The sequence below is a fragment of the Mycobacterium gordonae genome (assembly GCF_002101675.1).
Taxonomy (GTDB): domain Bacteria; phylum Actinomycetota; class Actinomycetes; order Mycobacteriales; family Mycobacteriaceae; genus Mycobacterium; species Mycobacterium gordonae.
Genome location: NZ_LQOY01000200.1, coordinates 32987 through 59971 on the forward strand (window position 1 = coordinate 32987; position 26985 = coordinate 59971).

Consider the following 26985-nt stretch of genomic DNA (forward strand, 5'->3'; position numbering starts at 1 on the left):
TAGGAGGTTGCAGTGACCGACCAACCGCCGGGCTATCCGCCGCCACCGGGTGACTACCCACCGCCAGCGGGCGGATACGGCTACCAGCCAGCTGCGCCGCCGCCCGGCTACGGGTACCCGCCGCCGGCTCCGGGTTACGGGTATCCGCCGCCGCCCTCGGCCTCGACCAACAACATGGCCATCGCGTCGTTGGTGTCCTCGCTACTGGGCTGGATCTGCGGCATAGGACCGATCCTCGGCGTGGTCTTCGGCATCATCGCGCTGAATCAGATCAAGCAGAACGGTCAGGCCGGCCGTGGCCTTGCGCTGGCCGGCATCATCATCGGCGGGATCGGGATCGCCTTCATGGTGATGTATGTGATTCTCCTGATGATCGGCGCGGCCGCGGAGATTGGCGGCTCGCAAGCCGCCGCCGAGTTGACGCTCGTTGCGCAGCAAGCTTTTTCGTACGGCACCGCCGCCTGAAAGTTCCACGGCACTAAGTGCTCAGTATTGGGTTGTGGCGCATTTAGAATGAGGTTCCTTCGGTGCAGGCTGTGGACGGGGTTGATCGAATGAAGTTGCGCTCGCGCAGGGTGGTCGCGTCGGCACGCGCCCTAACGGCTTGCCTGGCTGCGGTGCTCGTCGTGGCGGGCTGTAGCACCACGGTCAACGGACGCGCGGTGTCGATACTCAACGATCCGTTCCGGGTCGGTGGGCTGCCGGCCACCAACGGACCCAGCGGAGCCAAGCCGAATGGGCCGGCGCCGACGGGTACCGTCCTCAACACCAACAACGGGCCCATCGACAAGCTGTCCTTGCTGTCGGTCAACGACATCGAGGAGTTCTGGAAGGCCAACTACACGGCGCCGCTGCAGGGGTCCTTCAGGGCCGTCGACAAGTTGGTCTCGTATGACTCCAACGACCCGAACAGCCCGATCGTGTGCAACAACGAGACCTACGATCTGGTGAACGCCTTCTACACCTCCCGGTGCAACATGATCGCCTGGGACCGCGGCGTATTCATGGCCGTCGCGCAGAAGTATTTCGGCGACATGTCGGTCAACGGCGTGCTGGCACACGAATTCGGGCACGCCCTGCAAACCATGGCCAAGCTGGTCACCCGCAAAGACCCCACCATCGTGCGCGAGCAGCAGGCCGACTGCTTCGCCGGGGTGTATCTGTACCACGTGGCTTCCGGCCAGTCGCCGCGCTTCGACATCAGCACTGCCGACGGCCTCGACCACGTCCTGGCCGGCATCATCACCACCCGCGACCCGGTGATGGACGCCGACTCCCAGAACGACGACGAGCATGGTTCGGCCCTGGACCGCGTCAGCGCCTTCCAGATGGGTTTCGTCACCGGTACCTCGGCGTGTGCGGCGATCAACAAGGCGGAAGTAGAGCGGCGCCGCGGTGACTTGCCGACCGCGCTGCGGGTGGATACCGGTGGCGAGACGGAGACGGGCGAAGTCGAGATCACCGAAGACACCCTGAAGACATTGATGGAGTTGATGGGCAAGATCTTCGCACCGAAGAGTCCCCCCACGCTGGTCCTGAAGGCGGGCGGCTGCTCGGACGCCAAGCCCAGCCCGCCCGCCTCCTACTGCCCGGCCACCAACACGATCAATGTGGATCTGCCGGCGCTGGCCACCATGGGCAAGGTCGCCAGCGAGAAGGAACACAGCCTGCCGCAGGGCGACGACACCGCGCTGTCGATCGTGATGTCGCGGTACGCGCTGGCCGTGCAGCATGAGCGGGGGCTGGCGATGCAGAGCCCGTGGACTGCGCTGCGCACGGCGTGCTTGACCGGTGTCGCGCACCGCAAGATGGCCGAGAACATCGAGCTGCCATCGGGTAACTCGCTGGTGCTGACGGCGGGCGACCTCGACGAAGCCGTTGCCGGGCTCCTCACGAATCATATGGTCGCCAGTGACGCCGACGGCATCAGCGTGCCCGCCGGGTTCACCCGGATTGCGGCGTTCCGCTCGGGCGTCGGTGGCGAGATGGACGGCTGTTACTCACGCTATCCAGGCTGATCCGGCCCAGGCTCAGGCCGGTTGCCGCCCGGATCCTGGCGACGGGGTTGCGCCGGGCTGCCGACCGGGTGTCGGGGCAGTCGTCGCCGCCGGTGGTGGACATGGGGCGGATGGGTGAGTCGGCCTACCTGCAGGCTTGCGTGCGAAAGCTCATGGAGGTCACGCTTTTCGGGACGCCGGAGGAAGCACACGGAGCGCCGCGTCAACTGCCAAGGCGGGGACGTCGAGCGTCTTCGATCCCAGGTCGTGCCGCGCGCCGGTGATCTCGACGATTTCGGTGGGCGCGGGGATCAGCGCCGCGGCGTCGCGCAGCTCGGCGATGGTGCCGAACGGATCCGAGGTGCCGTGAGTGAACACCGTCGGCACGGTGATGCGCGGCAGATGCTCGGTGCGGGATCGCTCGGGCTTGCCCGGGGGATGGACCGGGTAGGAGAACAGCGTCAGCACGTCGACGGGAACTTCCAGGGCGGCCACCACCATCGAGGTCTGCCGCCCGCCGTATGAATGCCCGCCGGCGATCAGCGGTCCGTCGGCGAGCGTGCGGCAGGTTTCGATTGCCTCGACGATGCCCGCCTGATCGGCCATCGCGGAGCCGGACGGAGGGCCCTTCGGGCGCCGTCGCCGGTAGGGCAGGTTGAAGCGCACCGCCAGAAAGCCGCGGCGCGCCCACTCGTCGCAAATCTTCTGCAGCAGAGCGGAATCCCGATTACCGCCGGCACCGTGGGTCAGCACCGCGATGCCTTGTGGGGTGCCCGCCGGGTGGTGCGCGATACCGGCGATGTCCTCAAGGTTCATGACTGCAGCCGAAACAGTGCGGACACGGGTCCGTGGCCGCCGCCCAGCGGATAGGCCGCCCGCAGACATTCGGTGACCCAACGCTTTCCGAGCGCGACTGCGTCAGGCATCTGGTATCCGTGGGCGAGCGCACCTGCGACCGCGGCGGCCAGTGTGTCACCGCCGCCGTGGTCGTCGCCGGTGGGCAGGCGCGGGCTGTCGAACTCGTAGAAGTCGGTTCCGTCGTAGAGCAGATCGGTACTGCGCTCCGAGGAACGCAGGTGTCCACCTTTGACCAGCGCCCAACGTGGGCCCAGGTCGTGCAGTGCCTGGGCGGCGGCGCGCTGGGAGTCGGTGTCGATGACGTCGATGTCGACCAGCAGCTTCACCTCATCCAGATTGGGCGTTACCAGGGTGGCGAGCGGAAAAATTTGCCTACGAAGCGAATTCAGTGCCGAGGTGGCCAGCAGTGGGTCCCCGTGCATGGACGCGCACACCGGGTCGACGACCAGCGGCACGCTCAGGGCAAGCCCGCGCCAGGTGCGTGCCACCGCCTCGATGATGGATGACGACGCCAGCATGCCGGTCTTGGCGGCCTGAATGCCGATGTCGGTGACCACCGCTTCGATCTGTCCCGCCACCACGTCGTCGGGAACTTCATGAAAACTTCTCACCCCCAACGTGTTCTGTACGGTGACCGCGGTGACCGCGACGCAGGCATGCAGGCCGAGCAGCGCGATGGTACGCATATCGGCTTGGATGCCGGCCCCGCCGCCGGAATCGGATCCGGCGATCGTCAGCACCCGCAGCGGCGTCGTTCCCGGCGGCGCCAGGGGCAGGAAAGTCACTGGCTCACTATTATTGGGTCAGGGGCAGATACACCCGGTTGCCGTGCTCAGCGAACTCGCGGGACTTCTCGGCCATGCCGTTGGCCAGCATCGCCTCGACGTCCTCTTCGGTCTCGAGTCCGTGCTTGGCGGCGAAGTCGCGCACGTCCTGTGTGATGCGCATCGAGCAGAACTTCGGTCCGCACATCGAGCAGAAGTGCGCCGTCTTGGCCGGCTCGGCAGGCAGCGTCTCGTCGTGGTATTCGCGCGCGGTGTCGGGATCCAGGGACAGTGCGAACTGGTCGTTCCAGCGGAACTCGAACCGCGCCTGCGACAACGCATTGTCGCGGTCCTGTGCGTGCGGGTGGCCCTTGGCCAGATCGCCGGCGTGCGCGGCGATCTTGTATGCGATCACACCGTCCTTGACGTCCTTGCGGTCCGGCAGACCGAGGTGCTCCTTGGGCGTGACGTAGCACAGCATCGCGGTGCCGGCCTGGGCGATGATCGCCGCGCCGATCGCCGAGGTGATGTGGTCGTAGGCCGGAGCGATGTCGGTGGCCAGCGGGCCGAGGGTGTAGAAGGGTGCCTCCTCGCAGAGTTCCTCTTCCAGTCGCACGTTCTCGACGATCTTGTGCATCGGGACATGCCCGGGCCCCTCGATCATCACCTGCACGCCATGGGCTTTCGCGATCTTCGTCAGCTCGCCCAGGGTTCGCAACTCGGCGAACTGGGCGGCGTCGTTGGCGTCCGCGATCGAGCCCGGCCGCAGTCCGTCGCCCAGGGAGAAGGTGACGTCGTACTGGGCCAGGATGTCGCAGAGTTCCTCAAAGTGGGTGTACAGGAACGACTCCCGGTGATGCGCCAGGCACCAGGCGGCCATGATGGAGCCACCGCGCGACACGATGCCGGTGACACGCTTGGCGGTCAGGGGGACATAGCGCAGCAACACCCCGGCGTGCACGGTCATGTAGTCCACGCCCTGCTCGCACTGCTCGATCACGGTGTCGCGGTACAGCTCCCAGGTCAGTTCGGTGGGGTCGCCATTCACTTTCTCCAGCGCCTGGTAGATGGGAACGGTGCCAACCGGCACGGGGGAGTTGCGCAGGATCCACTCGCGGGTTTCGTGGATGTTCTTGCCGGTGGACAGGTCCATGATGGTGTCCGCGCCCCAGCGGGTGGCCCACACCATCTTGTCGACCTCCTCGGCGATCGAGGAGGTGACGGCCGAATTGCCGATGTTGGCATTGACCTTGACCGCGAACGCCTTGCCGATGATCATCGGCTCGCTCTCGGGGTGGTTGTGGTTCGCCGGAATGATCGCGCGGCCGCGGGCCACCTCGTCGCGCACCAGCTCGGCGGGCATGCCTTCGCGCATGGCGATGAACGCCATCTCGGCGGTGATCTCCCCGGCGCGCGCCCGCTGCAACTGGGTGCCGCGGTCGCGGACGACGCCGGGTCGTGGCGGCAGGCCGGCGGCCAGGTCGATCACGGCGTTGTCATCGGTGTAGGGCCCGGACGTGTCGTACAGGTCGAAATGGTCGCCAGTGGATAAATGCACGCGCCGGAAGGGGACGCGCATCCCGTCCAGCTCGCGGTACACCTTGCTGCTGCCCGCAATGGGGCCGGTGGTGACGGACGGTGCTGACGGTTTGACGGTCACTGTCATCTCTATCTCCCTACGCCGGCATTACCCGGTCAGGTTCGTACGGTCGACGGCCCCAGCCGTCCTCTCAGCGCATGTGGGTTGCGCTCCCGCGTGATTTATTGGGCTGTCCGGCTCGCCGGACTCCACCCACGCTAGCGCAGGGCGAACCGGATGGGCAGGGGCTCAGCCATGTAGGCCTGTCGCGCCGGGTGTGCCGACCGGTGCCGATCAGGATGCGATCACGTATGACACGGTGCTCACCCGACGCCTCCGGGGGTGCCGAACAGCAGGCCTTTGTTGCCGCCATTGCCGCTACGGCCGTCGGGTCCGGGTTGACCCGAGCCCGGAGCGAAGGTGGCGCCGCCGGCGCCACCGAGGCCGCCGTTGCCGCCGTTGCCGATCAGACCGATGGCGTCGCCGCCCTCGCCGCCGTCGCCACCAACCCCGCCGAAGAGGCCTTTGCCGCCGACCCTGCCAATGCCGCCGGCGCCGCCGTTGCCCAGCAGTCCGCTGTGCCCCCCATTGCCGCCGTCGCCGCCGTCCCCGCCGAGGCCGCCCACCGGGCTGCCGTCGCCTCCGAACCCGCCGGCGCCGCCCAGGCCGCCATTGCCGAACAGCTTCGCGTCGCCCCCGTAGCCGCCGGCGCCACCGGTCCCGCCGTTGCGCTGCGCAGCAGTGGCGGACGTGCCGTTGCCGCCGGCGCCACCAGCGCCGCCGTCGCCGATCTGGCCGCTCAACCCGCCGTTGCCGCCATGCCCACCGCTGCCACCGGTACCGGCGGTCCCGACTCCGCCGTCGCCGCCGGCCCCGCCCGCACCGCCGTCGCCGAACAAGAATCCGCCGCGGCCGGCGTCACCACCGTTTCCGCCGGCGCCGCCGTTGATGGCGTCACTGCCGCCGACTCCGCCGGCGCCGCCGGCTCCGCCATTGCCGAAAAGCATCGTGGTCCCGCCGGGTCCGCCGCTGCCGCCCTGTCCGGCCGGTTGCCCGCCGCCGCCGGCTGCGCCCGCCCCGCCGGCGCCGCCGGGTCCGCCGTTGCCGTACAGCAGTCCGCCCCGCCCGCCGGGGGCGCCGGTGCCCCCGTTGCCGCCGGAGGAGCCGACGCCGCCGGCCCCGCCGGCGCCGCCGTTGCCGAACAAGCCGGCGCCGCCGCCGGTGCCGCCGCTCGCGCCGGTGGTGACCGTAGCCCCTAATGCGCCGGCTCCGCCGGTGCCGCCCGCCCCGCCGTTGCCGAACAGAAACCCGCCGAGACCACCCGCACCGCCGCTCTGACCGGGCGCCCCCGCCGCGCCGTTACCGCCGTTGCCGAACAGGAGGCCGCCCGCTTCGCCGCTGCCGCCCGGCGTTGTCGCGTTTCTGCCGTCGCCGATCAACGGCCGGCCCACCAGCAGCCGGGTGGGCGCATTGATCGCGTCGAGCACGACCTGGCCGACGTTGGCGGTTTCGGCGCTGGCGTAGGCACCGGCGCCGGTGTTGAGGGCCTGCACGAACTGGGCGTGAAACGCCGCAGCTCGGGCGCTGACCGCCTGGTAGGCCTGCGCATGGGTGTCGAACAGGGCGGCGATGGCCACCGATATCTCGTCGGCTCCTGCGGCCAGCAGCGTCCTGGTTCCGGCCGAGGCGGCGGCGTTGACACTGCTGATGGTGGAGGCGACATTTGCCAGGTCCGTTGCCGCCGCCGCTACCAGTTCGGGTGCTGCGATCACATACGACATGCGCCCACTGTCTCGGGCAGGTGTTGTGCAGTTGCTGCATGTTTATTGAACGCCCTGGTCAGGCCACTGAAAGTCGGTCAAGGCCGAAATACGAAGTGGCCGTCGCCGCGGCGTAATGGGATGATGCCTAGGTGCAGATCGATGGTCGTGAGCAGTCGACCAGTCCTGTGCTGCCGGCCGGAGCCCGGCCCTATCTCAACGTGGGAAGCTTCCGCTTCTGGTTCGTCGGACAACGCTGGGAATGGTCTGACGAGGTTGCCCGGATGCACGGCTACGAACCCGGTTCCGTGGAGCCCACGACGAAGTTGCTGATGTCGCACAAGCATCCGGATGACCGCGCTCACGTGCAGGACCTGCTCGATTACGCGCTGCGGTCGGGGGAGCCGTTCTCGAGCCGGCACCGGTTCATCGACACCGCAGGCACGGTGCACGACGCGATCGTGGTGGCCGACCGCATGCTGGACGAGAACGGGGCCGTGCTGGGCACCGCCGGGCATTACATCGACCTCACCAACAGTTTCGACGAGACGCGCCAAGAGGTGCTCGACGACGCCCTGCCGGACCTGTTCGAGAACCGGGCGGCAATCGAGCAGGCCAAGGGCGTGCTGATGTACGTGTACCGGGTGAGCTCCGAGCAGGCCTTCCGCGTGTTGCAATGGCGGTCGCAGGAGACCAACACCAAGCTGCGCGAGCTGGCCAAGCAGTTGCTGGACGAGATTCAGACGCTGGACCACCCGCCCGCCGTCGCGCAGAGCCAGTTCGACCATCTGCTGCTGACGGTGCACGAGCGCATCCCTGAGGGGACCGGGCTTTGACGCGGGGCTAGGCTCCACATATCTGGGACGGGAGAGGTAGCGGATTCGGGCATCCTTACCTTCGCCACCGGCCGAAATTTGACACATTTAGGCGGGTAACCGATGGATTTGCTGGAGGTCGGGCGTGAGTCGGGTGAGGAAGCGGTGGTCGTACTCGTGAAAGGCGACGTGGACTCCAGCACGGCGGACCACTTGCGCGATCAGCTGGTCGCCGCGCTCGACGTGGCAACCACGCACCCGAGGCGTCTGCTGGTCGTCGACCTGCAGGCGGTCAACTTCTTCGGCAGCGCGGGCTTGAACGCGGTGCTCGACTGCCATGAGGCCGGCCAGGCCGCCGGAACTGCGGTCCGGCTGGTGGCCGACCACCCGCAGGTGTTGCAGCCGATCAGGGTGACCGAGCTGGACCGCATCTTCGAGATCTACTCGACAGTGTCTGACGCGTTGCAGCGATGAACCTGTCCCCGCTGCCGGCTGACCTCACGACTGCGGTCAAGCTCGGTGGCGAGATGGGGAAGCGGTTCGCCGACTTCGATTGGGCAGCCCATCCGCTCGGCCCGCCGCAGCAGTGGGCGGCCGAGATACGGACGACGGTGGCCAGCACGCTCACGTCGCGATCTCCCACCATCGTGTTCCTGCGGTCGCCGGAGCTGTTCGTGTGGCACAACGACGCATACCTCTTCCTGCTGGGCAACGACCACCCCGGCGCGCTCGGCCGCGCAGCTCGGGAGCTGTGGTGGGACGACTGGGATCAGATCGGGCCGATGCTCAGCGGTGTCCTGTCGACCGGGGTCGCGACCTGGTCCCACGGACTGATGCTCCCGGTCCTGACAGGGTCGAAACCAGAGGATGTCACGTTCGCGGTCAATCCGGTGCTGGGCAGCGACGGCGTGGTCAGTGCCGTCATGGCCGCCGTCACGGATATCGCCGATCCGGCGCCCCCGGTGGTCCGGCACCGTGCCGAGCAATCCGCCGGTCTCATGGCGCTCGACGCGGCGGTCCAGGGCGCAGATTCGATAGCCGGGCTCCTGCGCGCCGTGCTGCGCTCCCCGTTCGCCAGCGGCGATGCCACCGCCGCAGCGATCGGCGTCGTTCTCGACGGCGAGGACCACGTCCAGTTCGAATTCGCCGGCGCCGTGCCGGCTGAGCTGCGCGACCGCTACCACGTGGCCAGACTGGACAGCCCGTTGGTAGGCGTCGACGTCATCTCGACCGGCCAGCGAATGGTCATCCCCGACACGTTCGCCCTGCCCGCGCGCTATGCCCACGCCGTGCACGACACAGCGAGCAGCGTGCGGGCCTGTGTGGCGCACCCGTTGCGCGCTGCTAGCGGTCGCGTGGTGGGTGTGCTCACGCTGCTGTGGCCGCAGGCGCGCCGCTTCGCCGATGCCGAACTCGAGTTGTTCGCCCGAACCGCCGACATCGCCGCGTCGGCCCTGGGCCGGATCCGGTTGGCCGCGCGTGAACACCGCATCGCCGTCGACTTCCAGGAACATCTGCTGGACCTGGATCGCGGGTCGACCGCGGCGGTGGTAGCGGCCGTCTACCAGCCGGCAGGTGAGGTGGTGCGGGTCGGCGGCGACTGGTTCTCGGCGACCGGTCTCGATCACTCCGACCGGATCGGCATATCGGTGGGCGACGTCGTCGGTCACGGGCTGGCCGCGGCGATCGTGATGAGCCGATTGCGCGCCGCGGTCACCGTCTCGGCATTGACGGCCTCCGATCCGGTCAGTGTGCTCGGAGCCCTGGACCGGTACGCGCTGACCTTGGCCGGTGCCCGTTGCGCGACCGTCGCCTACGCCGCCATCGACACCGGCGTGCAACCGGCCCGCATCAGTTACCTCTGCGCGGGCCATCCTTATCCGTTGCTGGTTCATCCCGAACGGGGCCCGGTGTACCTCGAAGGGGGGCGCCGGTCTCCGGTGGCGACCGCCGCGTCCGGGGATGCGCCGGAGACCGCGACCGCTGAGCTGCCGCCGGGAAGCCTTGTCCTGCTGTACACCGACGGGTTGATCGAACGGGCCGGAGAGACTTTGGACCGCGGATTCGACCGGCTCAAAGCCGTTGCCGCCGAGTGCGCGGACCTTCCCGCCGAGTGTGTATGTGCCGAGCTGGTGCACCGGATGGCTCCGCCGGGCGGCTACCGCGACGACGTGGTGGTGCTGGCGGCGCGACCCCGCCACGCGGGGGACCGCAGCTTCGCCATGGTCGTGCCGGCCACCCCCGGCCAGATTCCCACCGCGCGCACCCGACTGCGGGAGTGGCTGGCCGCAACCGCCGTGGGCCGGGCCGAGGAAGTCCTGCTGGCGGTGGGCGAAGCCGTCGCCAACGCCGTCGAGCACGGCAGCGGCTGCGAGGCTCGCAAGACGGTGTCGATCGAGGCGTTCCTGCGCCCCGATGCGGTGTCGATCAGTGTCAGTGACTCCGGTCGGTGGGTCGGCGATTCATCGGCCAGCCGGCGCAGCCGACGGCGGGGCCGCGGCCTCACCCTGATCAGCGGCCTGGCCGACCAGGTCGAGACGGTACGCACCCCCGGCGGAACCCGGGTGACTCTGCGCTTCGACCGCGCGGGCGATTCTTAGTCGGCCTCTTCGAGAGCCTCGCCGATCTCCTCGAGGATCTGATTGTGGTGATTGCTCGCCAGCAGGTGTCCGGTGCCGATCACCAGGGCCACCGGCCAGTCGATCAGCTCGAAGGCGGTCAGGGCGATCAGCCCGCCGAAATAGGCCAGCTGCTCGGGTGGGGGAACGGTCACCCGTCCGACGATGGGCAGGTTCACCGCGAAGGTGTGTGCCGACCGGATGCGGTCAACCGCCTCCCGTTGTGGGGTCTGCCGGCGTTCTTTCTTTTCCGCCATCATTTGCCTTTCGGTAACGTCGGATTTGCCATCCTGCCGGTTGGTGCGGTCACCGTCGGAGATATGACGATGACAGAACACCCGACCGACCCGCTAGCGGCGTCGTTCGCCGTGTTGCTGAGGGGGCCGCTAACCGAACTTTATGCGCTGTTGTGGCGCGTCGGCGTGCTGGAGGTTGTGACGACCGAGCGCCGGCAGCCGCGGCTGGCCACCACTGGCCCGGCCGCAGGCGGAGTACCGCCGAGCAACCGGTTGATTAGCTGAATCGACGCCTCGTCAGTTCGTGCTGCGCAGGTCGCCGGCGCCGGCCCTGCGACCCGCGGTCTTCTTCGCCGCGGCCTTGGCGGGAGCTTTCTTGGCCGGCGGCTCGTCGGGTACCGGCGCGAGCTTGGCCTTGGCCGGCTGCACGGCTTGCACCGGCGGCTCCGGTGCCTGGCTCAGCCTGCGCAGCAACAGGGCGCCGCCGCCGACGGCCAACAGGATCGGCCATTCCACCAGACCCGCGGCGCCGATCGCGCCGATGGCCAAGGCTGCCGCCGGTGTTGACTTGCTGCCGGTGCCGAGCCCCTGCTGAATTCCCTCGGCGGCACCCTTGACGCCGCCGACGATGCCGTTGACGGCCGCCCCTCCGACGGCCCCGGCGGCGGACGTTGTAGCCGTCGCAGCGCGACTTACCGTTCGACCCATACTCCGCACTGCCCGATCAACGACGCCCATGATGACTCCTGGCCTAGGTTTCTCTGCTTTGTATACCCCTATGCCGCTCACATGACCAGCAATTGTCAGGTGGTAAGCAGATCGACCAGCACGGGTGCGTGATCGCTGGGCGCTTTGCCTTTGCGCTCCTCCCGGACGATCTGCGCGTCCACCACCCGGGCGGCCAACGCCGGTGAGCCGAGGATGAAGTCGATTCGCATTCCCTGTCGCTTCGGGAACCGCAACTGCGTGTAGTCCCAGTAGGTGTACACCCCGGGACCCGGGGTGAAAGGCCTTACCAGATCGGCGAATTGGGCGTCGACGATCGCGTTGAAGGCCCGGCGCTCCGGTTCGGAGACGTGAGTGCAGCCCGCGAAGAACTCGGTGCTCCAGACGTCGTCGTCGGTGGGCGCGATGTTCCAGTCCCCGACCAGCGCGATCGGTGCGGAAGGATCGGCGCGCAACCAACCTTCAGCCGTATTGCGGAGCGCCGCAAGCCAATCGAGCTTATAGGTGTAATGCGGGTCGTCGAGGGCGCGACCGTTGGGCACGTACAGGCTCCACACCCGCACGCCGCCGCACGTCGCGCCTATGGCACGGGCTTCGGACGCGGCGGCCACATCGGGCTTGCCGCTCCAGGTGGGCTGACCCTCGAATCCGACCTGCACGTCCTCCAGGCCGACGCGGGAGGCGATCGCCACGCCGTTCCATTGGTTGAAGCCGACATGAGCCACCTCGTAACCGCGTTCGATCAATGGCAGCGCGGGAAATTGGGTGTCCGAGCACTTGGTCTCCTGCATGGCCAGCACGTCGACCTCGGCCCGATCGAGCCAGTCGACGACACGGTCCAGTCGGGTGCGGATCGAGTTGACGTTCCAGGTGGCCAGCCGCAATCGCTCGGGCATCGGGTGTCTCCTATCGGTGGCGAGAGTCAAGGTCGGTGGTAGTAGCGGCGGCGGTGGTGCAGGCGAAAGCCCTGTTCCTCGGCGGCGGCGGTCGAGTCCGTGTCCGGGATGCACACGAACTCCGTTGTGCCACGTGTTGTGTCGCGCATCAGAACCTGTTCGACGAGTTCGCAGGGCAGGCCGGCGGGCGGTGACAACAGGCGGTCGGGGATGGCCAGCCGTGGCTTCAGTCCGCGTTCGGCATACCAGTCGAAAATCTCCGGAATGCTACTGGCCTGTGCCGAAATATCAAGTGGTACAGCGGAGTTCGCTGCCAACGTGCGGCCGCGGGCGCGCAGCAGCCAGCCGCTCAGCCAGAGTTGCTCGGCGCCGGGTGCGTCGGCCGCGGCCGCGTGCTCGAGCCTGCGGATATCGGCGGTGCGCACCGGCGCGTGGGTCAGGACGCGCAGGGCCGTCACGTCCGCCGGAGCCACTTCGACCACCGCACCGGAGCGCGTCTGGACCCGGACCGTCGGGTCGATCGCCAGTAGATGGCCCACCGCGTCCGTCAGTGGCGGAACCGACCCGGGCGGTCGGCGGTAGCGCAGCGTCACCCGCGTCCCGAGGGCCGGCCAGGAGACCATCAGTGACCGAACGGGTCGGGTCCCTCGCCCGGCAGCCAGGACAGGCCGGGAACGCCCCAGCCGTGCGACTTGATGGCCCGTTTCGCAGCCCGGGCGTGCCGGCCGATCAGGCAGTCGACGTAGAGGAATCCGTCCAGGTGCCCGGTCTCGTGCTGGAGCATGCGGGCGAACAGTCCGGTGCCTTCGATGGAGACCGGCTTGCCCTCGCCGTCCAGTCCGGTGACCCGCGCCCAGTCAGCACGTCCGGTGGGGAAGGACTCGCCGGGAACTGACAGGCATCCTTCGTCGTCGTCGTGCCCGGCTGACGGCATGGTCTCGGGGATCTCGGAGGTCTCCAGCACCGGATTGACGACCACCCCGCGGCGGCGGTTGGTCAGCCCGCGGTCGTCGGAACAGTCGTAGACGAAGACCCGCAATCCGTACCCGATCTGGTTGGCGGCCAGACCGACGCCGTGAGCGGCGTCCATCGTGTCGTACATGTTCTTGATCAACTCGGGCAGATCGGCCGGGAGCGATCCGTCGGGGCCGACGGGGATCGGCGTCGTCGGGTTGTGCAGGACGGGATCGCCCACGATGAGGATGGGTACGACGGCCATGGTCGGCTAGCTTAAGGCGTGTCGCCGGGGCAGCCCGGAACGGGCCGCGCGGCAAGTGTGACCAATCCGACGGCCGCAGGGCCGCGACATACGTCTGCCAGGCATGCTGCAGCCCGCAGACATCGCGTGTTCCAAAGCAACTCGGCCGACTCGCGGGTCTGGTTTCCGGCCCAGCAGATGCCGGCGTGTTTCAATAATCGCCGGAGAATGCCCCCGAAGTACGTCAGGTCATTCGAGTCAATCGAGTTTTCGCCGGAAGGGTCCAGGGGAAGCGATATGGACAGCGCCATGGCGCGGGCAAATCGGTCGGGGGACAACGTCGAGGTCGCCGATGGGCTGACCCGTCGCGAACACGACATTCTCGCCTTCGAACGGCAGTGGTGGAAGTTCGCCGGCGTCAAGGAAGACGCCATCAAAGAGTTGTTTTCGATGTCGGCGACGCGCTATTACCAAGTGCTCAACGCGCTCGTCGACCGGCCGGAGGCGTTGGCGGCCGATCCGATGCTGGTGAAGCGCCTGCGGCGACTGCGTGCCAGCCGCCAGAAGGCTCGCGCCGCCCGCCGGCTCGGCTTCGAGGTGACCTGAGCGACCCCCGGCTACAGTGGGCTCGATGAACGAGCGCGTGCCCGACTCTTCCGGGCTTCCCCTGCGGGCCATGGTGATGGTGCTGTTGTTCTTGGGCGTCATCTTCCTGTTGCTCGGCTGGCAGGCCCTGGACTCTTCCGGAAAGTCCGACGACGACGCGTCACCGGTCACCACGGTGTCGGCCACCACCGGACCGGCCTCGTCGACCAGCGCCAAGCCCGCCGCGGCGAACGAAGCCGAGGTCCGGGTGTACAACATCTCGTCGAAGGAAGGCATCGCCAAGACCACGGCCGACGAGCTCAAGGCGGCCGGATTCAAGGTGACCGAGGTGACCAACCTGGCGGTTGCGGACGTGACGGCCACCACCGTGTACTACGGCGACGAGGGTGAGAAGGCGACCGCTGAGGCGGTGGGCAAGAAGCTGGGAGCGCCGGTGGAGAAGCGGATATCGGCACTTTCCGACCAGCCACCGGGCGTCATCGTTTTGGTCATGGGTTGACGCTGATTCCGCATCGTCGTCACGCTAGGCCCAGATTGCCTGACTCCTCAGCGGGTCGTTTCGACCCGCATCGTCGTCACGCTAGGCTCTCCGCTATGCCTAAGCCTGCAGCCACCGCTTTGTCAGCCCTTTCGGCCGCCGCTTGCGTCGCGCTGGTGGGCGCCTGCTCGTCGCCCCAGCACGCCACGAACACTCCGGGTACCACGCCGTCGGTGTGGACGGGATCCCCGGCACCCTCCACCTCCGGACATCAGGAGGCGACCCCCAGCCCGCAGGCGGGTGCGTCGGCGCAGGTGCTGATGACCGTTTTGAAGGGGCCGGACGGCGCGCAGATCGCGACGGCGAAGTTCGAATTCACCAATGGCTACGCCACCGTGACGGTCGCGACGACCGCCGGCGGGGTGCTCTCGCCCGGGTTCCACGGCATGCACCTGCACAAGGTGGGCAAGTGTGAACCCAACTCCGTCGCCCCGAACGGCGGCGCGCCCGGTGACTTCCTGTCCGCCGGTGGGCATCTCCAACTGCCCGGTGCCCCGTCGGGCCACTCCAGCGGTGACCTGCCGCCGCTGCAGGTGCGCAAGGACGGGTCTGGGACGCTGATCACCACGACGGACGCCTTCACCATGGACGACCTGACCTCCGGGGCCAAGACCGCGATCATCATTCATGCTGGCGCGGACAACTTCGCCAACATTCCGGCGGATCGCTACAAGCAGAACGACGGGACGCCGGGACCCGACGAGACGACGATGACAACCGGTGACGCCGGCAAGCGGGTGGCGTGCGGTGTCATTGGATCCGGGTAAGGGTCCGGGCAGCCTGCCGTCCAGCAGGGCGCGTAGCCACATCGATTTCGCCCGCTCGCCGCGGCCCACCGTCGGCGTGGAATGGGAGTTCGCGCTCGTCGACGCGCAAACCCGCGACCTGAGCAACGAGGCCACCGCGGTGATCGCCGAGATCGGCGAAAACCCGCGTGTGCACAAGGAATTGCTGCGTAACACCGTCGAAGTCGTCAGCGGCATCTGCGAGAACGCTGCCGAGGCGATGGCGGACCTGCGCGACACGCTAGGCCCCGCCCGCCGGATCGTGCGGGACCGCGGCATGGAGTTGTTCTGCGCCGGCACCCATCCGTTCGCGCAGTGGTCCAGCCAGAAGCTCACCGACGCACCGCGTTACGCCGAGCTGATCAAACGCACCCAGTGGTGGGGCAGGCAGATGCTGATCTGGGGAGTGCACGTGCACGTCGGGATCTCATCGGCCAACAAGGTCATGCCCATCCTGTCCTCGCTGCTCAACCAATACCCGCATCTGTTGGCACTGTCGGCGTCCTCGCCGTGGTGGGGCGGCGAGGACACGGGGTACGCGAGCAACCGGTCGATGATGTTTCAGCAGTTGCCCACCGCGGGGTTGCCGTTCCAATTCCAGAAATGGTCGGAGTTCGAGGGCTTCGTCTACGACCAGAAGAAGACCGGCATCATCGACCACGTCGACGAGGTCCGTTGGGACATAAGGCCTTCCCCGCATCTGGGCACGCTCGAGGTGCGGATCTGCGACGGGGTGTCCAATCTGCGCGAGTTGGGTGCGCTGGTCGCGTTGACCCACTGCCTGATCGTGGATCTGGACCGCCGCCTGGAGGCCGACCAGCCGCTGCCGACGATGCCGCCGTGGCATGTGCAGGAGAACAAATGGCGGGCGGCCCGTTATGGTCTGGACGCGGTGATCATCCTGGACGCCGACAGCAATGAGCGGCTGGTCACCGAGGACCTCGATGACGTGCTGAACCGGTTGGAGCCGATTGCCAAGTCGCTCAAGTGTTCTGACGAACTGGCGGCGGTAGCCGACATCCCGCGCCGCGGCGGCTCCTACCAACGGCAGCGTCGGGTGGCCGAGGAGCACGACGGCGACCTGCGCTCGGTCGTCGACGCGCTCGTGGCCGAGCTGGATATCTGACCTGTTCGAGTGTGATGCCACGGTTGAGATTTCGCGATCTCGCCGCCGTGGATGCACTGTCAAAGCGCTAGACGCACACTGGATTTTCCTTGGCATGGTTAGCGACGCGTCTGAGCAAGTGGCGCACCACGATCCGATGCCCCCCGCTGCCGATGACCAGCGCCCGGTACACCGTCCCGCGCAGACCAGGGAATGCCGCGAACGTCACCGCCCGCAACCGAACCCCGTCGGGCTCGGGATCCAGCTCGTACACCAGGCGGTAGGCCGCGAACGGGTGACGGCCCTTGAGTGCGAGCCGGCGCGGCGGCGTCGCCTCCTCGAGGGCGAACCCGAACGGAACCGTGCTCGGGTCACCGGGGTCGCGGCAGGTCTTGGCGAGCAGCGCCGCCCAGGCTTGCGCCGGCGAGGCGTGGATCGCGATAGCATGCTCATCGATATAGGGTAATCGTTCCATATAGAAGGACCATACTAGATCATGGCACCTCCGCGAAAGCACGAAACCGACATCATCTTGGATGCGACCCGGGCGCTCGTGCTCAGAGCCGGCCCGCGCGCGGCGAGTGTCGCGGCGATAGCCAAGGCCAGCGGCGCGCCGGCGGGCACGCTTTACCATCGTTTCGGCAACCGGGACGGCGTGGTGATCGCGGCCTGGCTGCGGGCGCTGGACCGGTTCCAGCAGCGCGCGCTCGCGTCCACCGGCGGCACCGCGGCGGAGCAGGCCACGGCGATGGCCGTGGCAGCCGTCGGCTTTGCCCGCGAGCTACCCGACGATGCGCGGCTGTTGTTGACCATCCGTCCTGGCGATCTGGTCGACAGCCGCTCGGACACGGACTTCCGGGACACGTTAGGCGCCATGAACGCACCGCTGACACAACGGATTCACGAGTTGGCCGACGGGCTCTACGGCAGCGACGAGCCACGCGCGCTGGACGCGGTATACCGCGCCGTTTCCGATCTGCCCTATGCCGTCGTCAGACGCCACGCTCACGACAATCCGTTGCCGCATTGGCTGGAGGCCGATGTCGCGGCCGCCGCCCGCGCCGTACTGCATAGTTATGGGGGAGAGAGGGGATGAGGCGGATGGAATCAATCGACGTGGCGATGTTCCCGCTGGAATCCGCGTTGCTGCCGGGTGAGGATCTGCCGCTGCGCATCTTCGAACCCCGCTACACAGCACTCGTCCGGGATTGTCTGGACAGCCCCGACCCCCGCTTCGGCGTCGTGCTGATCTCCCGTGGCCGCGAGGTCGGTGGTGGTGACGCGCGCTCTGACGTCGGGACCCTCGCCGCGATCACCGACTACGTTGACGCCGGCGGGGGCCGGTATGCGCTGCAGTGCCGGATGGGTGAGCGCATCAAGGTGCTGCAGTGGCTACCGGACGACCCCTACCCGCGGGCGCGGGTGCAGATCTGGCCTGACGAACCGGGACCGCCGGTGACCCCCGCCGCGTTCCTCGACGTCGAGGACCGGGTGTGGGCGCTGTTCGAGCGGATCGCTGACGTACAGGGCGCTGAACTGCCCAGTCGCGACGAGATCTTCGACTACGGGGACGACGACGCTGACCTCGCAACGCTGTTGTACGCGTTGGCATCTCGCGTTCCGATGGGACCGGCCGACCGGTACGCCGTGCTGTCGGCCGCATCCGCCGCAGACCGGTTGGACGCCTTGCTCGAGGCGGTGGATTCGGTTACCGCGGTGGTGGAGTTTCAGTTGTCGGAGTGACGGGCCGGTTAATCAGCCGGCTTCTCGCTCGTCGGGAACATCTGACTCCAGCTGGTCAGTCGTCAGCAGGTCCCGCAGGTCCTGCTCGTGGTATGCCAAGCGCCCAACGCGATGCGCGATGACGGGTGCGGTGATGATCGTGAACGACCCGGTCAAGATGAGCACACCGACGTCGGAATCATGGCGTAGCCGGATAGTTGCACCCGCCAGGACCAAGATCAGGCCGATCACTTGAGGTTTGGTCGCGGAGTGCATCCGCGACAAGGTGTCTTTGAACCGGAGGACCCCGATGGCCGCGGTCAGCGCCAGTGCTGAACCGGACAACTGCAATGCGGCCGAGGCGATGTCGAGGATATTCATCGGGGTCTCCGCCGGTTCCGCTGGACCTCGCGCACCCGGAAGCGAGCCACGCTCACCGACCCGATGAAACTGATCAACGCAAGGGCAGCGAGGCTGAAGGCCACCGTGATGTCCAGGCTCACCGCCGCCCAGATCGCGATAGCGCACATCGTGACCGCGATCAGGGTATCCAGCGCGACCAGGCGGTCCAACGTGCTGGGGCCCGCCAGCAGGCGGACGGTAGTGAGTACGGCTGCGATCCCCAGCATCACCGCGGCGACTAATGAGGTTGCCGAGACCATGGTCATGGATTCCCCTCGATTCGCTCCGGTCGCCAATCGGCGTCGCGCTCGAAGGCGGCCAGTAGTAGCCGTTCCACCTCGGTGACCTGGTGCCGGAACGTCTCCATCGCGCGAGCAGATCCGGCATTGATCACGTGGCAGAAGAGCACTCGGCGCGTTTGGTCGATCTCCAGCACCAGCGACCCGGGCATCATCGACAGGATGTTGGAGGCGAACACCAGCACCAGATCGGACTTCACTGCGAGCTGCACGCGAAGCACAGCCGAAAGCGGCAACGAGCCCGGTCTGATCGCCAACCAGGAGACCTGAACGCTGGATACCAGCAGAAACCACGCGACGCGGGTGATAAGTCGCAGCAGCGAGACCACGTGCACCCGGCCCTGGATCGGAACTTTCGGTAACGGCAGCACGGTGACGATGACCGTGGCCACCATCAACCCGACGAGCGCGGTGCCCGGCGAATAATCCCCCCACAGCAACGTCCAGACCGCCGCCAGTGTGACCAGTACCGTCACCCGGCGCAAGACCGTCCGCGTCGGGTTGGCCGCGCTCATCGGCCACCTGCCTCGTCATGGTGTGCGTCGGCCCCGGACAGAACCGCGGTGATGTAGCGGCTCCGGTCGAGGACTTCCGTGGCTGCCCGTTGGCTGTAGCCGACGATCGGTCCGGCCAGAACGGTCAGCGTCAATCCCACCGCAACCAGGGCGAGGGTCGGGCCGACCATACCGACAGGCATCTTGCCCACGTCGTCGCGCTGGCTGAGGGCCACGTCGTCCGCGTCATCCAGCAACGCCGCCGGGCTGGCGGTCACCAAATCAGCACCCGGCGCCTCGGCGCGGGGCCGCCAGAACGCCTTCGCCCACACTCGGGCCACCACCAGCAAAGTCAGCAAACTGGTGAGCACGCCCCCGGCGACCAGCGTCCAGGCCAGCACCGAACCGTTCAACACGCCGGCCTGCAGCAGCGCCACTTTGCCGATGAAACCCGAGAATGGCGGAATGCCACCAAGATTCAATGCGGGCACCAGGAACACGAACGCCAGCAGCGGGGTGGCGGTCAGACCGCCGAGGCGGCCCAGCGCCGACGTGCCGGCCTGGCGTTCGATGAGTCCCAACACCAGAAACAGCGTGGTTTGCACGATGATGTGGTGCGCGACGTAGTAGATGGCGCCGGACATGCCCGGCTGATTGCTCAGCGCAACCCCGAACATCATGAAGCCGATGTGGCTGACCAGCGTGAATGACAGCAGGCGTTTGATGTCGCTCTGGGCGATGGCGCCGAATATGCCGACGAGCATGGTCAGCAGCGCCGCCACCAGCAGCACATGGTCCAGTCCAGCGCCAGGGAGCAGCAGTGCGTGTGCCCGGATGATCGAGTAGATACCGATCTTGGTCAGGATTCCGGCGAATACCGCGGTGACGGGGGCAGGCGCGGTGGGGTAGGAGTCGGGCAGCCAGGCCGAAAGCGGAAAGACGGCGGCCTTGATTCCGAATGCGACGAGCAGCACCGCGAACACCGCACTGCGGGTGCCGGAGCTGATGCTGTCGAACCGCACCGCCAGTTCGGCCATGTTGAGCGTGCCGGTGGCAGCGTAGACCAGTGCGATCCCGGCCAAGAAGATCAGTGACGACAGCATCGAGACCATGACGTAGCCGATGCCGGCACGCACCCGGTCGGCGCTCGCCCCAATGGTCAAGAGCACGAAGCTGGCGTTGAGCAGCACCTCGAAACCGACGAAGAGGTTGAACAGATCTCCGGCAAGGAATGCCATGCAGACACCCGCGGCCAGTGCCAGATAGGTGGGCAGGAAGATGGAGGTCGGCTGTTGCTCGCCGCCGTCGCGGATGCCCTGGCCGATCGCGTAGACGACAACGGCGACCAGCACGATCGAGGACACCACCAGCATCAGTGCGGACAGCCGATCGACCACCAGCATGATCCCCAACGGTCCCAACCCGGCGCTGGTCGGACCCCAGCCGCCGACGGCGAGGGCCAGTGTTCCGTTCTTGTCGACGAGGTAGAGCAGGGTCACGCAGACTGCGACCACCGCTGACAGGACGGACAGCGCGATCGTGCGCTGCATCCGCGGGCGTCGTCCCGCGATCAACGTGGCCGCTGCGCCGAGGGTGGGGAGCAGGACAGGCAGCGGAGTCAGGATGGAGCCGAGGTCAAGGCCCATTGTGGCCCTCCGGGGGTATCGCGTCGAGCTCATGCGGGTCATCGCTGCCGACGGTAGGCACCGGCTCGGGCTCGTCCTCGTCGACGGCGCTGGCTTCGGGCCCTGTCAGTCGCGAGACGCGGACGTCCTCGGGGTCGTCACCGACGCGTTCCGCAGTGGTCAGGCGATATGACCGGTAGGCCAGCGCCAGCACGAAAGCCGCGGTGCCCATCGTGATGACGATCGCGGTCAATACCATCGCCTGCGCCAGCGGGTCGGCTGTCGCGGGCCTGTTGGCGCCGCCGTGATCGCGCACCGGCGGATTGCCCGGGGGTCCCCCGGCATTGAGGATCAGCAGGTTCACCGCGTTGCTGATCAGCAGCAGGCCCAACAGCATCCGGGTCAAGCTCCGCTCCAGCAGCAGGTAAACACCGGCGCTGAAGAGGCCGGCGACCACGAGCATGGGGATGACGTACGTGGTCACCGAGCACCTACCTGCTCATCGGGCGCCGATTCGGCAAGCTCCTCGTCGACCCTCGCGCCCAGACTGCGCAGCACGTCAAGCACCAGGCCGACCACGATGAGATACACGCCCAGGTCGAAGAACAGCGCTGTCACCAACTTGACGTGGCCTGCCAAGGGGAGGTCGAACTGCACCACCGCCGACGACAGTGCCGGTGCTCCCAGCGCCAGCGATGCCACCGCGGTTCCGGCGGACAGGGCGAGGCCGGCCCCCAGAATTTTGCCGGCATCCAGTGGCAGCGTTTCACCGAGTTCGTAACGACCTCCGGCGAGGTAACGTAGCGTCAGGGCCAACCCCGCGGCCAGCCCACCGGCGAAACCACCCCCGGGGGCATTGTGGCCGGTGAAGAAGAAGAACACCGACATGAGCATCAACAGCGGAAAGATGATGCGCGTCGTGACTTCCAGTACCAGCGACCGGGAGTCGGGGTCGCGAAACTCACTGCCACGCAGCCACGTGGTGTCACTGACGGCAGGGGTGTATGGCGTGGCGGGGTTCCCGGGTGCGGACGACGGCCCGGTGGCGCCAACTCCCTGGGCGGGCACCCGCGGAGCCGAGCCGTAACGACGGTGCCGAAACACCAGGGAGGCGACCCCTGTCGCGGCCACCAGCAACACCGACACTTCACCGAGGGTGTCCCAGGCCCTGATATCGACCAGAATCACGTTCACGGTGTTGCCGCCGTTCCCCCGGAAGTAGGCGGCATCGGGCAGCAAGGAGCCGATCGGCGCGGCGGTGCGCGCTGCCATCGCGAACGCCGCGAGCACGGTCACGCTGACGCCCACCGCCAGGGCCAGCAGTGCACGAGGCAACCGAAACCGCCGCACGTCCGCAGGATCGACCTCGGCCGGCAGCGTCCGTAGCACCAGCACGAATATCACCAGTGTCACCGTTTCCACCAGGAACTGCGTCAGCGCCAGGTCGGGCGCGCCGTGAAAGGCGAACAGGACGCCACTGCCGTACCCGGTGACCCCGACCATGAGCACGACCGCAAGCCGATTGCGGGTCATGGTGGCGCCGAGCGCGCCGGCCAAGATCACCCCGACGACCACTGCCTGAATGGGCGCATCCCAGAGCCGAAGCTCCGGGCGGGTGTGGGCGCCCAGCCACAGCGCGCCCGCCGGCAGCAGCACCAGGGTGGACAGGATCACCGCTTGGGTCGCCGGGATGGAGCCACGCTGGGTCAGCGCGGTCACCCGCACCGCTGCCACATCCAGCCCGCGGATCACCGCGTCGTAGGCCCGGTCGGCCGTTGCGTCGTGACCAGAAAGCTCGCGCAGCACGGCGCGCCGCAACCAGCCCCGTCCGACGAATGCCACGGTGCCGACGACCAGCACCAGCGCCGAGAGCGCTTGGGCCAAACCCGGATGCCACAGCGCCAGGTGGTAATCGTGGCGGTCCGACGCGATCGTGTCCGCGTAGCCTTCCAGGAGGTGGCTCAGGTAGACAGGCGCCAAACCGACGCCGAGGCCCGCCGCTGCCAACACCGCCGGGGCCGCCTGGAACGTCGCTGTGGGCGGATGCAATTCGGCAACTCGAGTGCTGGGCTCCGACCGGCCCTTCCCGGCGAAAGCGCCCCACAGAAATCGCAGGCTGTAGGCGACCGAGAAGATCGATCCGATCACTACACCGGCCAGCACCCACGGCGCGGTCGTGCCGAGCGATTCACTGTCGGCCAGCGTGGCGAACGCGGCTTCCTTCGCGACAAAACCGAGAAACGGTGGCAGGGCCGCCATGCTTGCGGTGGCAGCGACGGCAATCGTCATCAGCGCCGGGCAGCGTCGCCCGAGCCCCGCAAGCCGCCGGATGTCCCGGGTCCCGGTGGCATGGTCGATGATCCCGACCACCATGAAGAGAGCCGCTTTGAACATCGCGTGCGCGCAGAGCACCGTGAGCCCGGCCAGTACGAGATCCCGGCCGCCGGCGCCGAGGAGCACGGTGATCAGGCCCAGATAGCTGACCGTGCCGTACGCCAGCAACAGTTTCAGGTCGTATTCGCGTAGGGCGCGCCACCCGGCCGTCAGCATCGTCAGCAAACCCAGAATCACTGCGGTCGGCCGCCAACCCGGAGAGTCGGCGAAACCTGGCGCCAGGCGCGCGATCAGATACACACCGGCCTTGACCATCGCCGCGGCATGCAGATAGGCGCTTACCGGTGTGGGCGCGGCCATGGCGCCCGGCAGCCAGAAGTGCAGCGGTACGATGGCCGACTTGCTCAGCGCGCCGGACAGGATGAGTACGACGCCGATGCTGACCGCCGTTCCGGTCGGCGGCGTGGCCACCACGTCCGACAACAGATAACTGCCGGCCGCCTGGCCCAGCACGATGATGCCGGTCAGCATCGCGAGGCCGCCGGCAGTCGTGACAAGCAGGGCCTGCGTGGCGGCCCGTCGGCTGGTGAAGCGCTCCGCGTAGTGGCCTATTAGCAAGAACGACAGGACAGTGGTCAGTTCCCAGAACACATACAGCACCAGCATGTTGTCGGCGACTATCAACCCGAACATGGCCCCGGAGAACCCGACCAGCTCGGCGGCGAAGCTGGGCAACCGATTCTCGGTGTGGCCGTCGCTGTGGTGGAAGTACTCGCCGCAGTAGAAGACCACCAGCGCGCCGATGCCAAGCGCCAGCAAACTCATGATGGCCGCCAATGAATCCCATCGCAGCGCGATGTCCATTGATAGGCCGGGCACCCAATCGATGACGAGCTTGTGGTCAGCGGTATGGCTCGCCGGCCAGTCGGCGACGGCCCACACCGCACAGAACATCGGCACTGCCGCCAACGGGTAGAACGCACGACGACCCCATCGGACCACCAGAGCCGGCGCAATGGCTGCACCCAGCGCATGGGCGAGCAAGATGGCGAGCACGGAACTCCGATACAAGGGGTCTTGTGGGCGGATGAGGCCCCGACGCACGGACCCTGCGGGCCATCCGAGTCTATTCGGCACCGTACCCAGGAAAAAGTGAGGCAAACACCGCGGCCGGTGCCATGGGTGGCCGCGTGTCGCTCAGCCCCGATGAGGTGGTGCGCTGCCGCAGCCGGGCCTACGGCCCAACGGTCGGCATCACGTCCAGAAGTCGTTCAAGGGTAGGGCGTACTTATCGTTGTACGTGAGCGTGGTCAAAGGTGTTCCCGCCGTGGGACTCAAGGCGTATTCGAGTGTGGACATCAGGCCGTAGTGGTCGTAGCGGGTGTTGGTGACGAAGTGCCCGGATTGCATACCCCCGAACGTCACGGCGGCGTCGTTAGGGATGACGACCATGTTGATGAGGTTGCCTTGGTTGCCGATGCCCAGTGACAGGTTGTTGTAGTCCTCATCGAACGTGATGAAGATCGCCGACCGCGCGTTCGCGGCGTTGGTGTTCCACGACGCCGAGTTCTGGATGGTGGACACCGTTTGCTGCAGGAACTGGTCCCCGGCCGCGACGTTGTACTGGTGGTTCGTGAGCTGGCTGGCGAGCCAATTGGCGGCGCCACCTGGGAAGTCGACCGGACCTTCCATGTTGTAGGCCCCGTCGGCAGCGATCCAGGAGAACCTTGGGGTGGTTGCAGTGGATTGGAGGTCGACGCTCAACTGTGTCAGCGGCTGCAGATGTGTCTGCAGATAGGTGGGGGTGTTGTTGTAGACGTAGGTGAACTGGGCAAACGGTAGTGCGTCGACGGCGTAATCGCCTTGGGACACGATGGCGCCCGGGTAGGGCATGCCTTGCGCATAGCCGACCCACGAAACGCCCGCATTGTCCATGGCTTCCATGAGGCTCGGCGCGTTGATGGAGGGCGAGGCAGGGTTGTAGATCAGGCCGAAGTCCGAACCGCCCATGACCCGGAAGTAGTTCGGGTCGCTGGGGTGGCCGAGAGCGTAGTAGTTGTTGGCGTAGCCGTAGCTGTTGATCAGGCTGTTGAGGTAGGGAGCGTTGACGCTGCCCAGGATGTCGTAGGCGCCCTTGTTCTCCATGTAGATCAGGTACACGTGGTCGAGTTGACCGACGTTCGACGTCGGGACGGTGAGCATTGGCGCGGCCAGGGTGGGGTCCCCGACGGTGAACGACAGGTTGTCGGCGAACGAACCGTTGTAGTTGCCCAGGATCGGGTTGCGGTCGGTGAAGGTGGCGGTGACGACCGCCTGAGTGGTGCCGACGGGAATGGTGCCGGAGATATCGCGGGCCTGGAAGCCGGTCATGCCCAGTCGGTCAATTGTTGACACGGGCCCGATCGAACCGGTGCCCAATGCGACCCCGTTGCCGTTGAGGAAGGTGACCTGCACCGTGGTCGACGACGGGTCGAGCAGGTAGCCGCCCAGCAGTCCGCTCAGCGTGTAGGGGACGGTGCCGGTGTTGATGTTGGCCGTCGCGGCAGCCAGATTGACGGTTTGGCTGATCGACGAGGTGGCCACGGGTCCGCCGCCGGCGAAGTTGCTCCCCGCGCCGGGTGCCGGGTTGCCGGGGAAGCCCAAGCCCAGGAAGTTGGGCACGGTCGGGAACGGAGTCGAGGTCGGCGAGGGATACGTGAGCGGAGTTCCGTAGGGGACGATGGTCGGGGTGCCGGTGACCGTCCAGCCGGGGACGGTCACCGAACTGAAGCCCGTCGTGGAGGGGCTGGCGAATTCGAAGCTCCCGTTGACAAGAAGGTTGGGGCTCATCGGCAGTCCGGGGATGCCGTTGTCGCCGATGAGCCAGCCGCCGGTGCCGATGGTGCCGGGCCGGCCGAGCAGGTTGAGCGTGGTGGAGTATCCGCCGTTGCCCCCGTTGCCGCCGTTGCCGATCAGGAGTGCGCTGCCGCCCATGCCACCGTTGCCGCCGCTGTGACCGGGAGTGGCTTCTGCGCCGGGGCCGGCGGGGCCGCCGCTGCCGAGCAGCGACCCGCCGAGGCCGCCGTAGCCGCCGGCTCCGCCGGTGCCGCCTGCAGACAACCCGCCGGGGCCGCCGGCCCCGCCGCCACCGATCAGGCCCGCGGCCCCGCCGACGCCGCCCTGGCCGCCGAGGTGGCCGGCCCCACCGGCGCCACCGGCGCCACCGGAGCCCAACAGGCCGGCGGCGCCGCCGGGGCCGCCGAGGCCACTGGCGGCGGTTTGACTGGCTCCGCCGACCCCGCCCGTGCCGCCGGTGCCGACGACCTGACCGCCGGGCCCACCTGACCCGCCGACGCCGGCAGCAGCGTGGCCGGCGCCGCCGTCACCGCCGACCCCGCCGGCGCCGATCAGCGAGCCGCCGATGGTGCCGGAACCGCCACCGAATATCGAGCCGCTGATGCCGGATGGCCCGCCGGCTCCGCCCGGCCCGCCGAAGTCTCCGGCGCCGCCGACCCCCCCGCCGCCGCCGGCGGCGCCAACCAGTCCGCTGAATGCGCCGCTGGCCCCGCCGGCTCCACCGCCGCCGCCGCGCAGTCCGCCACTGAACGCACTGGCGATGCCGCCGGTGCCCCCACCCCCACCGGCGCCG

Annotated in this window: 28 protein-coding genes, 1 pseudogene and 1 riboswitch; of the genes and pseudogenes, 12 read left to right on the top strand and 17 right to left on the bottom strand. The window is 67.7% G+C overall.

Annotated features, from left to right (window positions below; translation table 11 throughout):
- The first annotated feature begins 12 nt into the window (after window positions 1-12).
- Window positions 13-465 carry a DUF4190 domain-containing protein gene (locus AWC08_RS25185; RefSeq protein ID WP_065134613.1) on the top strand — a complete coding sequence of 151 codons (453 nt, stop codon included), beginning with the start codon at window positions 13-15 and terminating at the stop codon, window positions 463-465.
- Between the two features lie 89 nt (window positions 466-554).
- Window positions 555-2018, top strand: coding sequence for a neutral zinc metallopeptidase (locus AWC08_RS25190; protein ID WP_069435002.1), 1464 nt, complete (start codon window positions 555-557; stop codon window positions 2016-2018).
- Between the two features lie 159 nt (window positions 2019-2177).
- Here AWC08_RS25190 and AWC08_RS25195 read toward each other — a convergent pair whose 3' ends face one another.
- The 4 genes from AWC08_RS25195 to AWC08_RS25210 form a co-directional block, all read right to left on the bottom strand.
- A complete protein-coding gene (locus AWC08_RS25195; protein WP_069435001.1) occupies window positions 2178-2813 on the bottom strand; it encodes an alpha/beta hydrolase family protein in 636 nt (211 codons plus the stop codon).
- The gene (gene thiD, locus AWC08_RS25200) at window positions 2810-3640 is read right to left on the bottom strand and encodes a bifunctional hydroxymethylpyrimidine kinase/phosphomethylpyrimidine kinase (RefSeq protein WP_069435000.1); all 831 of its coding nucleotides are present in this window, start codon (window positions 3638-3640) and stop codon (window positions 2810-2812) included. Before thiD ends, AWC08_RS25195 begins: the two co-directional genes overlap by 4 nt.
- A gap of 10 nt (window positions 3641-3650) precedes the next feature.
- Window positions 3651-5285 carry a phosphomethylpyrimidine synthase ThiC gene (thiC, locus tag AWC08_RS25205; RefSeq protein WP_065134617.1) on the bottom strand — a complete coding sequence of 545 codons (1635 nt, stop codon included), beginning with the start codon at window positions 5283-5285 and terminating at the stop codon, window positions 3651-3653.
- A riboswitch (TPP riboswitch) is annotated at window positions 5276-5385 on the bottom strand. (Overlaps the previous gene by 10 nt.)
- A gap of 136 nt (window positions 5386-5521) precedes the next feature.
- The gene (locus tag AWC08_RS25210; RefSeq protein WP_085088364.1) at window positions 5522-6979 is read right to left on the bottom strand and encodes a PE family protein; all 1458 of its coding nucleotides are present in this window, start codon (window positions 6977-6979) and stop codon (window positions 5522-5524) included.
- Window positions 6980-7116: 137 nt separating this feature from the next.
- Here AWC08_RS25210 and AWC08_RS25215 point away from each other — a divergent pair, with 137 nt between their 5' ends.
- From AWC08_RS25215 to AWC08_RS25225, 3 genes are all read left to right on the top strand, one after another.
- The gene (locus tag AWC08_RS25215) at window positions 7117-7794 is read left to right on the top strand and encodes a PAS and ANTAR domain-containing protein (protein WP_142283804.1); all 678 of its coding nucleotides are present in this window, start codon (window positions 7117-7119) and stop codon (window positions 7792-7794) included.
- Window positions 7795-7896: 102 nt separating this feature from the next.
- On the top strand, window positions 7897-8247 hold the full coding sequence (locus AWC08_RS25220; RefSeq protein WP_069435455.1) for an STAS domain-containing protein: 351 nt from the start codon (window positions 7897-7899) through the stop codon (window positions 8245-8247).
- Window positions 8244-10373, top strand: a complete 2130-nt coding sequence (locus AWC08_RS25225) for an ATP-binding SpoIIE family protein phosphatase (protein ID WP_069435456.1) — start codon at window positions 8244-8246, stop codon at window positions 10371-10373. The genes AWC08_RS25220 and AWC08_RS25225 overlap by 4 nt, the downstream gene beginning before the upstream one ends.
- Here the strand turns inward: AWC08_RS25225 and AWC08_RS25230 are convergent.
- Window positions 10370-10651: a hypothetical protein gene (locus AWC08_RS25230; protein WP_065134622.1), complete on the bottom strand. Its 282-nt coding sequence runs from the start codon at window positions 10649-10651 to the stop codon at window positions 10370-10372. The two genes, AWC08_RS25225 and AWC08_RS25230, sit on opposite strands and share 4 nt — an antisense overlap.
- A gap of 60 nt (window positions 10652-10711) precedes the next feature.
- Between AWC08_RS25230 and AWC08_RS25235 the strand changes: the two genes are divergently transcribed.
- Window positions 10712-10912: an Rv1535 domain-containing protein gene (locus AWC08_RS25235; RefSeq protein ID WP_142283800.1), complete on the top strand. Its 201-nt coding sequence runs from the start codon at window positions 10712-10714 to the stop codon at window positions 10910-10912.
- A 12-nt stretch (window positions 10913-10924) separates the two neighbouring features.
- Here AWC08_RS25235 and AWC08_RS25240 read toward each other — a convergent pair whose 3' ends face one another.
- From AWC08_RS25240 to AWC08_RS25255, 4 genes and pseudogenes are all read right to left on the bottom strand, one after another.
- The gene (locus AWC08_RS25240; protein ID WP_065134623.1) at window positions 10925-11365 is read right to left on the bottom strand and encodes a hypothetical protein; all 441 of its coding nucleotides are present in this window, start codon (window positions 11363-11365) and stop codon (window positions 10925-10927) included.
- A gap of 65 nt (window positions 11366-11430) precedes the next feature.
- Window positions 11431-12237, bottom strand: coding sequence for an exodeoxyribonuclease III (locus AWC08_RS25245; RefSeq protein WP_172835167.1), 807 nt, complete (start codon window positions 12235-12237; stop codon window positions 11431-11433).
- 59 nt (window positions 12238-12296) lie between these two features.
- Window positions 12297-12872: pseudogene (locus AWC08_RS25250) on the bottom strand (GNAT family N-acetyltransferase, cg3035/Rv0428c family); the annotation flags it as partial.
- A complete protein-coding gene (locus tag AWC08_RS25255; protein WP_065134626.1) occupies window positions 12872-13468 on the bottom strand; it encodes a peptide deformylase in 597 nt (198 codons plus the stop codon). The gene AWC08_RS25255 and the pseudogene AWC08_RS25250, both read right to left, overlap by 1 nt.
- A gap of 276 nt (window positions 13469-13744) precedes the next feature.
- Here AWC08_RS25255 and AWC08_RS25260 point away from each other — a divergent pair, with 276 nt between their 5' ends.
- From AWC08_RS25260 to AWC08_RS25275, 4 genes are all read left to right on the top strand, one after another.
- Window positions 13745-14053 (top strand): DUF3263 domain-containing protein, encoded by a 309-nt coding sequence (locus AWC08_RS25260; protein WP_065134627.1) that lies wholly within the window; start codon window positions 13745-13747, stop codon window positions 14051-14053.
- Between the two features lie 25 nt (window positions 14054-14078).
- On the top strand, window positions 14079-14552 hold the full coding sequence (locus tag AWC08_RS25265) for a LytR C-terminal domain-containing protein (protein ID WP_065134628.1): 474 nt from the start codon (window positions 14079-14081) through the stop codon (window positions 14550-14552).
- 95 nt (window positions 14553-14647) lie between these two features.
- The gene (gene sodC, locus AWC08_RS25270; protein WP_065134629.1) at window positions 14648-15358 is read left to right on the top strand and encodes a superoxide dismutase[Cu-Zn]; all 711 of its coding nucleotides are present in this window, start codon (window positions 14648-14650) and stop codon (window positions 15356-15358) included.
- Between the two features lie 13 nt (window positions 15359-15371).
- Window positions 15372-16502 carry a glutamate--cysteine ligase gene (locus tag AWC08_RS25275; protein ID WP_065134639.1) on the top strand — a complete coding sequence of 377 codons (1131 nt, stop codon included), beginning with the start codon at window positions 15372-15374 and terminating at the stop codon, window positions 16500-16502.
- Window positions 16503-16569: 67 nt separating this feature from the next.
- On the opposite strand, the gene AWC08_RS25280 is transcribed toward AWC08_RS25275, so the two are convergent.
- Complete coding sequence (locus tag AWC08_RS25280) at window positions 16570-16956, bottom strand: SRPBCC family protein (protein ID WP_069435300.1); 387 nt, start codon at window positions 16954-16956, stop codon at window positions 16570-16572.
- A 21-nt stretch (window positions 16957-16977) separates the two neighbouring features.
- Between AWC08_RS25280 and AWC08_RS25285 the strand changes: the two genes are divergently transcribed.
- Window positions 16978-17577: a TetR/AcrR family transcriptional regulator gene (locus AWC08_RS25285; RefSeq protein ID WP_065134631.1), complete on the top strand. Its 600-nt coding sequence runs from the start codon at window positions 16978-16980 to the stop codon at window positions 17575-17577.
- 5 nt (window positions 17578-17582) lie between these two features.
- Window positions 17583-18224, top strand: coding sequence for an LON peptidase substrate-binding domain-containing protein (locus tag AWC08_RS25290; protein WP_065134632.1), 642 nt, complete (start codon window positions 17583-17585; stop codon window positions 18222-18224).
- Between the two features lie 12 nt (window positions 18225-18236).
- Here the strand turns inward: AWC08_RS25290 and AWC08_RS25295 are convergent, their stop codons facing one another.
- The 7 genes from AWC08_RS25295 to AWC08_RS39425 form a co-directional block, all read right to left on the bottom strand.
- A complete protein-coding gene (locus AWC08_RS25295) occupies window positions 18237-18584 on the bottom strand; it encodes a monovalent cation/H(+) antiporter subunit G (protein WP_069435299.1) in 348 nt (115 codons plus the stop codon).
- Window positions 18581-18871: a monovalent cation/H+ antiporter complex subunit F gene (locus AWC08_RS25300; protein ID WP_083271410.1), complete on the bottom strand. Its 291-nt coding sequence runs from the start codon at window positions 18869-18871 to the stop codon at window positions 18581-18583. Before AWC08_RS25300 ends, AWC08_RS25295 begins: the two co-directional genes overlap by 4 nt.
- Window positions 18868-19419 (bottom strand): Na+/H+ antiporter subunit E, encoded by a 552-nt coding sequence (locus tag AWC08_RS25305; protein WP_069435298.1) that lies wholly within the window; start codon window positions 19417-19419, stop codon window positions 18868-18870. The genes AWC08_RS25300 and AWC08_RS25305 overlap by 4 nt, the downstream gene beginning before the upstream one ends.
- The gene (locus AWC08_RS25310; protein WP_069435297.1) at window positions 19416-21044 is read right to left on the bottom strand and encodes a Na+/H+ antiporter subunit D; all 1629 of its coding nucleotides are present in this window, start codon (window positions 21042-21044) and stop codon (window positions 19416-19418) included. Before AWC08_RS25310 ends, AWC08_RS25305 begins: the two co-directional genes overlap by 4 nt.
- Entirely contained in the window at window positions 21034-21507 is a 474-nt protein-coding gene (locus AWC08_RS25315) for a Na(+)/H(+) antiporter subunit C (protein ID WP_069435296.1), read from the bottom strand. Before AWC08_RS25315 ends, AWC08_RS25310 begins: the two co-directional genes overlap by 11 nt.
- Window positions 21504-24413, bottom strand: a complete 2910-nt coding sequence (locus tag AWC08_RS25320; protein ID WP_085088370.1) for a Na+/H+ antiporter subunit A — start codon at window positions 24411-24413, stop codon at window positions 21504-21506. The genes AWC08_RS25315 and AWC08_RS25320 overlap by 4 nt, the downstream gene beginning before the upstream one ends.
- Before the next feature lie 198 nt (window positions 24414-24611).
- A partial coding sequence (locus AWC08_RS39425) for an alkaline phosphatase family protein (RefSeq protein WP_142283802.1) occupies window positions 24612-26985 on the bottom strand: 2374 nt, incomplete at its 5' end.

Coding starts and splice junctions, on each gene's coding strand:
- AWC08_RS25260 (WP_065134627.1), top strand. CDS start 13,745: ATGGACAGCGCCATGGCGCGGGCAAATCGGTCGGGGGACAACGTCGAG.
- AWC08_RS25240 (WP_065134623.1), bottom strand. CDS start 11,365: ATGGGCGTCGTTGATCGGGCAGTGCGGAGTATGGGTCGAACGGTAAGT.
- sodC (WP_065134629.1), top strand. CDS start 14,648: ATGCCTAAGCCTGCAGCCACCGCTTTGTCAGCCCTTTCGGCCGCCGCT.
- thiC (WP_065134617.1), bottom strand. CDS start 5,285: ATGACAGTGACCGTCAAACCGTCAGCACCGTCCGTCACCACCGGCCCC.
- AWC08_RS25295 (WP_069435299.1), bottom strand. CDS start 18,584: ATGAATATCCTCGACATCGCCTCGGCCGCATTGCAGTTGTCCGGTTCA.
- AWC08_RS25300 (WP_083271410.1), bottom strand. CDS start 18,871: ATGACCATGGTCTCGGCAACCTCATTAGTCGCCGCGGTGATGCTGGGG.
- AWC08_RS25195 (WP_069435001.1), bottom strand. CDS start 2,813: ATGAACCTTGAGGACATCGCCGGTATCGCGCACCACCCGGCGGGCACC.
- AWC08_RS25310 (WP_069435297.1), bottom strand. CDS start 21,044: ATGGGCCTTGACCTCGGCTCCATCCTGACTCCGCTGCCTGTCCTGCTC.
- AWC08_RS25190 (WP_069435002.1), top strand. CDS start 555: ATGAAGTTGCGCTCGCGCAGGGTGGTCGCGTCGGCACGCGCCCTAACG.
- AWC08_RS25280 (WP_069435300.1), bottom strand. CDS start 16,956: ATGGAACGATTACCCTATATCGATGAGCATGCTATCGCGATCCACGCC.
- AWC08_RS25305 (WP_069435298.1), bottom strand. CDS start 19,419: ATGAGCGCGGCCAACCCGACGCGGACGGTCTTGCGCCGGGTGACGGTA.
- AWC08_RS25285 (WP_065134631.1), top strand. CDS start 16,978: ATGGCACCTCCGCGAAAGCACGAAACCGACATCATCTTGGATGCGACC.
- AWC08_RS25255 (WP_065134626.1), bottom strand. CDS start 13,468: ATGGCCGTCGTACCCATCCTCATCGTGGGCGATCCCGTCCTGCACAAC.
- AWC08_RS25265 (WP_065134628.1), top strand. CDS start 14,079: ATGAACGAGCGCGTGCCCGACTCTTCCGGGCTTCCCCTGCGGGCCATG.
- AWC08_RS25235 (WP_142283800.1), top strand. CDS start 10,712: ATGACGATGACAGAACACCCGACCGACCCGCTAGCGGCGTCGTTCGCC.
- AWC08_RS25220 (WP_069435455.1), top strand. CDS start 7,897: ATGGATTTGCTGGAGGTCGGGCGTGAGTCGGGTGAGGAAGCGGTGGTC.
- AWC08_RS25230 (WP_065134622.1), bottom strand. CDS start 10,651: ATGATGGCGGAAAAGAAAGAACGCCGGCAGACCCCACAACGGGAGGCG.
- AWC08_RS25210 (WP_085088364.1), bottom strand. CDS start 6,979: ATGTCGTATGTGATCGCAGCACCCGAACTGGTAGCGGCGGCGGCAACG.
- AWC08_RS25225 (WP_069435456.1), top strand. CDS start 8,244: ATGAACCTGTCCCCGCTGCCGGCTGACCTCACGACTGCGGTCAAGCTC.
- AWC08_RS25290 (WP_065134632.1), top strand. CDS start 17,583: ATGGAATCAATCGACGTGGCGATGTTCCCGCTGGAATCCGCGTTGCTG.